At 67.2% G+C, this 9,127-nt stretch carries 10 protein-coding genes; 2 read left to right on the forward strand and 8 right to left on the reverse strand.

All coding sequences use genetic code 11. The annotated features are described in order from the left end of the window. From A9X01_RS14785 to A9X01_RS14800, 4 genes are all read right to left on the reverse strand, one after another. On the reverse strand, positions 1 to 823 hold an 823-nt coding region (locus A9X01_RS14785), incomplete at its 3' end, for an Hsp70 family protein (protein WP_155772101.1). Between the two features lie 81 nt (positions 824 to 904). Further along, entirely contained in the window at positions 905 to 1,402 is a 498-nt protein-coding gene (locus tag A9X01_RS30510) for an oligopeptide transporter substrate-binding protein (protein ID WP_172832520.1), read from the reverse strand. A 75-nt stretch (positions 1,403 to 1,477) separates the two neighbouring features. Then, a complete protein-coding gene (locus A9X01_RS30515; protein WP_172832521.1) occupies positions 1,478 to 2,272 on the reverse strand; it encodes a hypothetical protein in 795 nt (264 codons plus the stop codon). Positions 2,273 to 2,305: 33 nt separating this feature from the next. Further along, positions 2,306 to 2,863 carry a hypothetical protein gene (locus A9X01_RS14800; RefSeq protein WP_065121493.1) on the reverse strand — a complete coding sequence of 186 codons (558 nt, stop codon included), beginning with the start codon at positions 2,861 to 2,863 and terminating at the stop codon, positions 2,306 to 2,308. A gap of 196 nt (positions 2,864 to 3,059) precedes the next feature. Between A9X01_RS14800 and A9X01_RS14805 the strand changes: the two genes are divergently transcribed. Then, positions 3,060 to 3,464, forward strand: a complete 405-nt coding sequence (locus A9X01_RS14805) for a DUF6166 domain-containing protein (RefSeq protein WP_065121494.1) — start codon at positions 3,060 to 3,062, stop codon at positions 3,462 to 3,464. A gap of 2 nt (positions 3,465 to 3,466) precedes the next feature. Here A9X01_RS14805 and A9X01_RS14810 read toward each other — a convergent pair whose 3' ends face one another. The 3 genes from A9X01_RS14810 to A9X01_RS14820 form a co-directional block, all read right to left on the reverse strand. Continuing rightward, a complete protein-coding gene (locus A9X01_RS14810; RefSeq protein ID WP_065121495.1) occupies positions 3,467 to 4,933 on the reverse strand; it encodes an amino acid permease in 1,467 nt (488 codons plus the stop codon). An 81-nt stretch (positions 4,934 to 5,014) separates the two neighbouring features. Further along, positions 5,015 to 5,965, reverse strand: a complete 951-nt coding sequence (locus A9X01_RS14815) for an amidohydrolase family protein (RefSeq protein ID WP_065121496.1) — start codon at positions 5,963 to 5,965, stop codon at positions 5,015 to 5,017. Between the two features lie 3 nt (positions 5,966 to 5,968). Then, positions 5,969 to 7,438 (reverse strand): aldehyde dehydrogenase family protein, encoded by a 1,470-nt coding sequence (locus A9X01_RS14820; RefSeq protein WP_065121497.1) that lies wholly within the window; start codon positions 7,436 to 7,438, stop codon positions 5,969 to 5,971. Between the two features lie 83 nt (positions 7,439 to 7,521). On the opposite strand from A9X01_RS14820, the gene A9X01_RS14825 reads away from it, so the two are divergent. Beyond that, positions 7,522 to 8,409: a LysR family transcriptional regulator gene (locus A9X01_RS14825; protein WP_065121498.1), complete on the forward strand. Its 888-nt coding sequence runs from the start codon at positions 7,522 to 7,524 to the stop codon at positions 8,407 to 8,409. On the opposite strand, the gene A9X01_RS14830 is transcribed toward A9X01_RS14825, so the two are convergent. Next, positions 8,406 to 9,071 carry an enoyl-CoA hydratase-related protein gene (locus A9X01_RS14830; RefSeq protein ID WP_065121500.1) on the reverse strand — a complete coding sequence of 222 codons (666 nt, stop codon included), beginning with the start codon at positions 9,069 to 9,071 and terminating at the stop codon, positions 8,406 to 8,408. The two genes, A9X01_RS14825 and A9X01_RS14830, sit on opposite strands and share 4 nt — an antisense overlap. Positions 9,072 to 9,127: the final 56 nt, after the last annotated feature.

Here is a 9,127-nt window from a genome sequence, read left to right on the forward strand (position 1 = left end):
ATCGGTCCAGCGGGCCCGAGATCAGTTGCTCGAGGGCGGTGCGGGTCAGCTGCAGGCCGGCGCCGGTACCGACAGCAACCGTCGCCACCGTCGCGGACGACAGCTGTTCCTTGGCTGCCCGGCATCCGGCGAGCATCCGCGTCACCGATCCCATCGAAGTGGCGGTGCCAGAAACGTCCGTGCTGTCGGCACCGGGGGAGACGGCCAGCAGATGATTCAGGATCAGCTGGTCGATGTCGTCTCCGGAGAACTCGCTGTAGCGCACCGTGCCGGCGACCGGCTGGAAAGTAGAGCCGGCGTTGGCCAGGGTGATGCTGGTCCCGCCGGCACCGAAGTCGCACAACGCCACGACCCCGCTGCGGGGAAATCCAGGGCGGGCGTTCAGCGCAGCCAGCGCGGCCGCTGCATCCGAGATCAACGTCGGCGTGCCACCACCCTTGGCGGTCAGGTCCGGCTGCGCGAACAGCTCCTGGCGCAGTGCGGCCACCTGGTTGTCCGACCAGTAGGCGGGCACCGCGATGGTGATCGGTGTCCCGTAGCCGACCGTGCGCGCCATCGCTTCCAGCGCTTCGATGGTCAGCGCTTGGCCCAGATATTTCGTCCCGTCCGCAGCGACCAGCGGTGCCGGATCGCCGACGCGCTCCACGAACCCGCGCAGCACCAGACCGGTTTCGGTCAGATTCGGATTCTCTTCCGGCAGGCCGACTTCGGATGGGCGGTGCTCGAACAACGTCAAGACCGGCGTGCGGGATACCGGGGCGCTACCCGAGCGGGCCGCGACCAGGTTGGCCACCCCGATCGACAACCCGAGCGACTCGCTCATATCCACACCTCTGGTCCATTCCTTTGCTGGCGGTCGGCGGCCGTTCCCCACCCTAGCCGTCCTGCGGACGGCTGGGCCGGGTCAGAGGCCCGGCGGCAGATTGATGACGGTGGGGATCTGCGGCAACGTTATCTGCGACGGCAGCTTGGGCAGCAACCCGGGTGCAGGCGAGTTCGCCGGCGTCGTGGTCGGCACAGTGCTTGTGGTGGTGGACGTCTCCGGCGACGTGGTCGTGGTGCTTTCCGGCGACGTGGTGGTGGTCGTCGTCGTGGTGGTCGTTGTCGTGGTGGTCGTGGTGGTGGTCGTTGTCGTCGTCGTAGTGGTCGTGGTGGGCGACGTGGTCGTGGTGGACGTCGTCGTAGTGACCGAAGCGGGACTGGGTCGGCCCTGGGAAAGCAGCACGATGCCGTAGATGATCAGGCCGATCAGAACCGCGATGAGCACTCCCCAGCCCACCAGCGCCAGCGGCCGTCGCCACCCCGGTACCGGTTCCCGCTCGTAGCCGTCACCCGGCCCATAGCCGTGATTGCCATAGGTCGGGTCGTTGGCGCCGTAATCGGGCGGGTCGTACCTGGTCACGGGCGCCGATGCTAGTTGCTGCGCGGACCCGCAAACCCCCGCCACGCGGGTCCGTTGCCGATCGGTGACCTGCGGCTAGGGCAGGTGCGGCACCGTGATCGTCGGCCCTCCGGGGATCGTGATCGTAGACGGCAGCGGCGGCAGATGCGGGCCGCGGTGCGTCGGTTGCTGCGACGGCGCCGGCGCCGGCGGCTGACTCCTCGGCGGGTTGGTCGGCGGAGCCTGCGGTGGGGGTTCCTCGCTACTGCTGGGCTCGGTTGTGGTGGTCGTCTCCGTGGTGGTGGTGGTCGTCGTCGTCGCGGTAGTCGTGGTGGTCGACGTTGACGAGGTGGTGCTCGGCGCGGGGCTGTTGCTCTTGTCCCCGCCGATCAGCTGGGTGACGCCGTAGGCGATCAGCGCCAGCAGGATCAGGACCAGAATCGCCCAGCCGATCAGCGTCACCGGCCTGCGGTACCAGGGCCGCGGCTCGGCATCGGGATCCTCGTCGAACGGAGCGTATTGATCGGGCGGTGGCCCCTCCACGGTGGGCTGATTCAGGGGCGAGCCATGTTCGACCGTGGGCTGGTACTGCGGTCCTGGACCATGTTCCACGGTCGGCTGATACTGCGGCGGCGGGCCGTGTTCCACGGTGGGGTCATACTGCGGCGGCGGACCGGGCGGTTGCCCTTCCACCGTGGGTTGCTGCTGGGGCCCCGGGGGTGGCCCCTGCTGGGGCGGACCGTACGGAGGTCCACCCGGCGGCGGGCCCGGCGGGCGCGGACCCTGAGGTGGCCCACCCGGCGGCGGGCCTTGCGGCGGGTAACCGCCGAAGCCGCCGTACTCGGTGGGCTGGTTGTTGAAGTCGTCCCCCGGTGGGCCATAACGTGCCACAGACCCGATGGTATAGGGCGGTGCCGGGTCAGCTCAGAACGTGTTCACCTTGTCGATGCTGACGAACATGCCGTGGCCGGTGCCGTTGTTCTGAAAACGGGTGCCGTCCTTGCTGGCGACGATGGTCCAGCCCTGGGCTTCATAGGTCTTGTAGTCGATGGTGACGGTCGGGATGGCGCCGAGGTTGCCCAGCACCCATTGCACGTTGCCGCCCGAGGTGATGTGCACGCCATTGGCGTGTTCGCCCTCTTTGATCGGGGAGTTGGTGAACGGTGCCTCGCAGCCGACGCTCTCCTTATTGATTTGACAACGCGTCAGACCCGACTTGGTTTCGATGAATACGTAGCCGTTCTCGTCGGGTTTCAGCGGTATGGCGCCCGGAGTCGGACTGGTCGGCGGGGCCGGCGGCGGTGCAGGTGCGGGGGCCGAGGAAGTCGGCGGGGCCGCGCTCGGGCGCGACGTCGGGAAGGTGGGCTCGGTCGGCCCGGCGCCGGGCGAGGCGATCGGCCTGCCGTCAACGGTGCTGCTGCACCCCGCGACGAGCACCGCGGCGGCCAGCAAGCCCCACCGTGCCTTTGGCAATAACCGCACGCGCTACTCCCCGAACTCTCCGATCCAGGGAGTCAGATTAAGCGCGCCGCGGCGCAAGTCACCGCAGTGACGCGCTGTTGCAACGGCGCCGATGAAAAAGCGTTACGCGGGCGCAAATATTCCTGTATTGACATGTCTAGATAGACGGGTCAAAATCGGAACGTTGGAAAGGGGGATGTAGAGACAGGACTGCGAGATGAGACGGTACGACGACGACATCTGCTACCGGGGATGCGAGCCCGAGCAGACCGGCGGTGGCCGGTTGGTCACCGTGGAAGCCGGCGGCGAGTTCGTCGGGTTGCTTCCACACCGGGTCAAGCACTCCCCGACCGGATTGATGTGGGGATACGCCGGTTCAGGACCGGCCGATCTGGCCCGGTCGCTGCTCATCCACAGCCTCGGCGACGCCGCCCGGTGCGTGGTATGCGGCGGCGCCCCGCAGCCCCAGAAATGCCCGTGGTGCGACGAGGGGTGGACCGTGCCGTCGTCGACGTATCAGCGGTTCACCTTCGACGTCATCGCACGGCTGCCGGACTGTGGTTGGACGCTGCGCCGCTCCGACGTCCTTGACTGGCTACAGCGCGCCGAAGGGTGTTCCTGAGCTCATTCGACCGGTTCCGCCGAGGGCGTCGCTTCTTCATCTCCGGCTTCGTCGAGTTGCCGGGCGTGCGCGGCCGCGGTTTCCCGCACCCGGTTTCGTACCAGGAACCAGCCACCGATAAGTGCCGGGAGCCCGATCGCCATCGCGGCGATCATCCAGCGGCCGTAGACCTCGTCGAACATCATCAGGACAAGCACGCCGGCCAGGAACGCCAGCGTGACCCAGCCGGTATAGGGAGCCAGCGGCATCCGGAACGCCGGTCGCTCGGGCTCGCCGGACTTGGCCAGGTGATGGAACCGCAGCTGGCACGCGACGATCGTCGCCCAGGCCACGATCACACCCGTCGCTGCGATGTGCAGCACGATCTCGAAGGCGTGGCTGGGCGTGACCGCGTTGAGCACGATGCCGAACAGACCGATCCCGGCGGTGAGCAGGATGCCGCCGTACGGCACGCCGTTCTTCGACATCGGCGCCGTGAACTTCGGACCGCTGCCGTTGATCGCCATTGACCGCAGGATCCGGCCGGTGGAATAGAGCCCGGCGTTCAAGCTCGACAGGGCTGCCGTCAGCACCACCAGGTTCATTACGTCGTCGCCCCAGGAGATCCCGAGCTTGTCGAAAAACGTCACGAAGGGGCTGACGCCGTCGCGATATGCGGTGTAGGGCAGCAGCAGAGCCAGTAGGAAGGTGGAGCCGATATAGAAGACGGCGATTCGGAATACCACCGAGTTGATCGCGCGGGGCATGATCTTCTCCGGTTCCGCGGTTTCCCCGGCTGCGATGCCGACCAGTTCCACTGCGGCGTAAGCAAAAACCACTCCGGCGGTGACAAGCACCAGTGACAGTGCGCCCGTCGGTATGAACCCCCCGTGGTCGGACCAGATTGACCAGCCGGTCTGCTGACCCTGGATCTTGAAGCGTCCGGCCAGGAAGATCGTCCCGACTATCAGGAACGTCACCAGGGCCAGCACCTTGATCAACGCGGCCCAGAATTCCAGTTCGCCGAACAGCTTGACCGAGATCAGGTTCATCGTCAGCACCACCACGAGCGCGATCAGTGCCAGGGTCCACTGCGGGATGGGCTGGAACATCTTCCAGTAGCGGCAGTACTGTGCGATCGCGGTGGTGTCCACGATCCCGGTCATCGCCCAATTCAGGAAATACATCCAGCCCGCGGCGTAAGCCACCTTCTCGCCGAAGAATTCGCGCGCGTAGGAGACGAAGGAGCCGGACGACGGGCGGTACAGGACCAGTTCCCCGAGGGCACGCAAAATCAGGAAAACAAAGGCGCCGCAGACGCCGAAGACCACGAACAGCCCCGGCCCCGCCGAGGCCAGCCGGCCGCCGGCGCCCAGGAATAGGCCTGTCCCGATGGCGCCGCCGAGAGCGATCATTTGCAGCTGCCGGTTCTTCAGCGCTTTGTGGTAACCGGCGTCTTCGCGGTCCAGCGCGCGTGCGGGCGGTGTCATCAAATCCTTATCGCCGAAGCTTGCGCGGATGGCCGCGGGAATTGACTGTCAGGCTATCCCACAGCACCCCTCACCGGCAGTTCACAGGCCGAGCAGCAACTCCGCGTTGCGGTGGCTGATGCGGGCCCGGTCGCGCTGCGACAGCCGCAGGCTGTCGAGGAAGTTCCGGCCCGCGTTCATCGACCCGAACGGATAGTCGGTCGAGAAGGCCACTCGCTCGACGCCGACATTGGCGACGAGGTTGGCGTAGGTCGCGGCGTCGTTGAAGTTGGCGAATGTGTAGTGCAGGTTCCGGCGCAGGTAGGTGCTGATGGGGTGGTTCAGGCCGGTCAGGTCGGGTTTCAGCGTGGCGTCGAAACGCGGTGCCATGAAGGGAATCCCCTCGCCCATGTGCCCGATGATCAGCTGCAGATTGGGGTGACGGTCGAACACCCCGGCCAGAATGATGCGCAGCACGTGTGTGGCGGTGTTGATGTGCCAGCCCCAGCCCACCGTGGCGAGCGCGAACGACACCTGCTCGGAGAACCCGGCATAGCAGGACTCGATCACCGCCGGCGGGGGCATGGTCGGATGCAGATAGAGCGGTGCCTGCAGTTCGGCCGCACGGTCGAGGACCGGTTCGAAGTGCGCGTCGTCGAGGTAGATGCCGCGGCAGTGGCCGTTGACCACCCCACCCGCGAAACCATGCTTGCGCACCGCCCGTTCCAGTTCGTCGGCGGCCGCCTCGGGTTCGCTGATCGGCAGGGTGGCGAACCCGGCCAGCCGGTCAGGAAATCGCTCGACCGCAGCGGCCAGCTCGTTGTTGCAGTCGTGGGCCAGACGCACGGCCGACGGTCCGTCCAGCTGTTCCACGCCCGGCGCCGCCAGGGACAGCACCGCCAGGTCGATGCCCGCTTCGTCCATCGCCTTGATACGCGCTTCACCCAGATTGCAAATCGGCTCAACGATGCCCGGTCGCGTTTTCAACCAACCACCCGGCCCGTTGAGGAATTGCGTTGTGGCGTAATGCTCTTCGATGGCGATGGTGCGCATTGCTCAGCTCTCCAGTACTCGGGTGGCGCCCGCCCAGCGCGGGATGTCGTCGCTGTTGCCGGCCAGTCGGATGGTCTTGCTGTACCCGTACTCGGACAGGGTCTCCTGGGCGTGTTCGCGCCCGAAGCCGCTGTGGCCGACGCCGCCGAAACCGGTCCCGACGGCGATCCGCACGTAGTTGTTGACGAACACCGCACCGGCCCGGATCTGCCGGCTCACCCGCAGCGCCCGGTCGGTATCTTGAGTGAAAACCCCTGCCACAAGCCCGAATTGAGTGCGGTTGGCGATCCGGACCGCTTCCTCCTCGGTATCGAACCGCAGGACGGTGACGACCGGGCCGAAGATCTCTTCGGTGGCCACCCGCATGTCCGGCTCGACGTCGGTGAAAACTGTTGGCGCAACGTAGAAACCGTCGGCGAGCCGCGGATCGTCGGGCAGCGGCGCCTGGGCGGCGATATGTGCGCCCTCGGCGACGCCGATATCGAGGTAGTTCAGCACGCGCTGTTGTTGACTGCGGGTGACCAGCGGTCCGACATCGGTGGCTTGGTCGGCGCCGTCGCCAACCTTGAGGCGGGTGACAGCCGCGGTGAACTTGGTGATGAACTTGTCGAAGATGCTGTCCTGCACCAGAATTCGCGATGACGCCGTACAGGCCTCGCCCTGGTTGAAGAAGCCTCCGTCGATCGCCGCCAGCAGTGCCTTGTCCAGGTCGGCGTCGTCGAACACCAGCAACGGGTTCTTGCCGCCGAGCTCCATCAGCGTGGGGGTCAGGTTTTCTGCGGCGGTGCGCAATACTGCCGTCGCAGTGGTCGGGGATCCGGTGAAGGACACCTTGCCGACCAACGGGTGTCCGGCCAGGGTGGCCCCCACCGTGCCGCCGCCGGGAACCGCATGTACCAGATCCTCGGGCAGCGCGGAGTTGATCAAATCCACCATCCGCAGCACCACCGAGGGTGCCTGCTCCGGTGGCTTCAGCACGATGCTGTTGCCCACCGCGAGGGCCGGCGCGGTCTTGCCGGCAGTGTGGATCGGCGGCCAGTTGAACGGCACGATGCCCGCGATCACGCCGTACGGCTCAAGCGTGGTCACATCGAAGACCGGTCCGTAGTCGCGCGCGTGACCAGGGAGTGCCTCCACCACACTGGCGAAGTACTCGAAGATCGTTATCGCCGCTTCGACGTCGAACTGGCGGGCCTGGGTGATCGGCTTACCCATCTCCAGGGACTCCAGGGCGGCGATCTCGTAGGCGTGCGCGCGAATGACGTCGGCGACCCGGCGAAGGCACCGTCCGCGCTCTCGGGCGGGGCGTTGCTGCCAGTCCCGCTGGGCGGCGTGCGCGGCCCGAACCGCCTGGTCCACCTGCGCTGGACCTGCTGCACGGACGACGGCGACGGGTCGGCCGGTGGCGGGGTTGTCGACGACGAACTCGTCGTCCTCGCAAAGCGATGACCACCGAGTTCGGGTGACGTCCACGCGGCCGAAAGTACGCCCGGGCCAGCGATCACCACCAGCGAAATTATCTGATGGCTACTAGCACGATCAGTGATAATGGCTGGATGGAGCTTCGCCAGCTCGAGTACTTCCTCGCCGTCGCCGATCACCTGAGCTTCACCCGCGCGGCGCAGCGGCTGCATGTCGTCCAGTCCGGCGTGTCGGCGACGATACGGGCGCTCGAGCGCGAACTCGGTGCCGAACTGTTCACCCGCGGTCCGGCGGGGGTGCGGCTGACCCCCGCCGGGGAGGAGCTCCGACCGCACGCCCGCGCCACTATCGACGCCGCGCGCGCCGCGAAGGATGCCGTCAACGCCACCCGCGAAACCGTGCGCGGCACCGTCACCGTCGGGACCCTGACCTCGATCAACGTCATCGACCTACCGGCATTGCTCGCCGAACTGCACGTCCGGCATCCCGAAGTGCGAGTTCACTTGAGGGCGGCGCGTGCCGGCACGACGGGACTGGCCCGGCAGCTGCGCGACGGCGACCTGGACATCGCGTTCCTGGTCTTCACCGGCGCCCCGCCGTCAGACCTGCGCGCTCGGCTGGTCGCCGACGTACCGCTGCAACTGGTGGTGCCCAAAGACCACCCGCTGGCATCCGGCGATTCGGTGACCCTGGCCGAATTGGCGGGACTGTCGTTCGTCGACGCGCCGCCGGGGTATGGCACCCGGATCGTCGTCGACAATGCGTTCGCCGCGGCCGGCGTCGAGCGCACCGTCACCCTGGAGGTCGCCGACATCGGCACCGCCGCGGCCTACATCCGCAACGGGCTGGGCATCGGTTTCCTGAGCTGGTCCATCCTCGACGACATCGACGACGACGGCCTGGTCACCGTTCCGGTGGCCGACCAGAGCCTGTCCTGGCGGCTGTACGTCACCACCTCGGCCACCCGCTCGCCCAGTGCCGCGTCGCGCGCCTTGCTGTCGCTGATCGCCGAGCGGGTCTAGCTCTCGGTAAGCGCGGCCACGGCCGGACCGAACATGGTGTTCTTGATGGCGCCCAGCGTGCCACGGTCCTTGCTGCCGAGCGGTCGAAGTAGCTCCACCGCCGCGGCTTTGACCGCTCCCTCGCCCGCGGTGGCGTCGACGATCCCGAGGCCCGCGGCGTCGACCCCGCCGAAGCGTCTGCCGGTGGTCATCGAGGCCACCGCGGCCTGCGGTGTGACTTTGGCCTGAATGAGGGCGGCCATGCCCGGGGTGAACGGGATATGGATGTCGACCTCGGGGAAACAGAAGAAGCCGCGATCGGCGCGCATCACGCGGTAGTCGTGCGCCAGGGCGAGCATGGCGCCGGCGCCGAAGGCGTGGCCGACCACGGCCGCGGCGGTCGGGATCGGCAGCGTGAGCACCCGCGCGAGCAGCTTGTGGACCCGGCCGACGTAGGACTGCACCTGGTCGCCGTGTGCGCCGAGCCAATCGAGATCGAGGCCGTTGGTGTAGAACTTGCCGGTCGCGGTGGTGACCAGGCCGTGCGCGTCGCTTGCCTCGATCTCGTCGATGCGGGCGTTGATCGCGTCGAGGAAGTCCGGCGAGAAACGGTTTTCGTCGTCGCCGAGATCCAGCACGGCGATCTTCTCGTCGTAGGTCACGCTGATGGCCGAGATGGGCATGGGCACCGGCGCGTTGGCGGTGATCGGCGGCACCGTCGGCATCATCGGGTTCCAAA

The sequence above is a fragment of the Mycobacterium asiaticum genome (assembly GCF_001668675.1).
In the GTDB taxonomy this organism is placed as follows: domain Bacteria; phylum Actinomycetota; class Actinomycetes; order Mycobacteriales; family Mycobacteriaceae; genus Mycobacterium; species Mycobacterium asiaticum_D.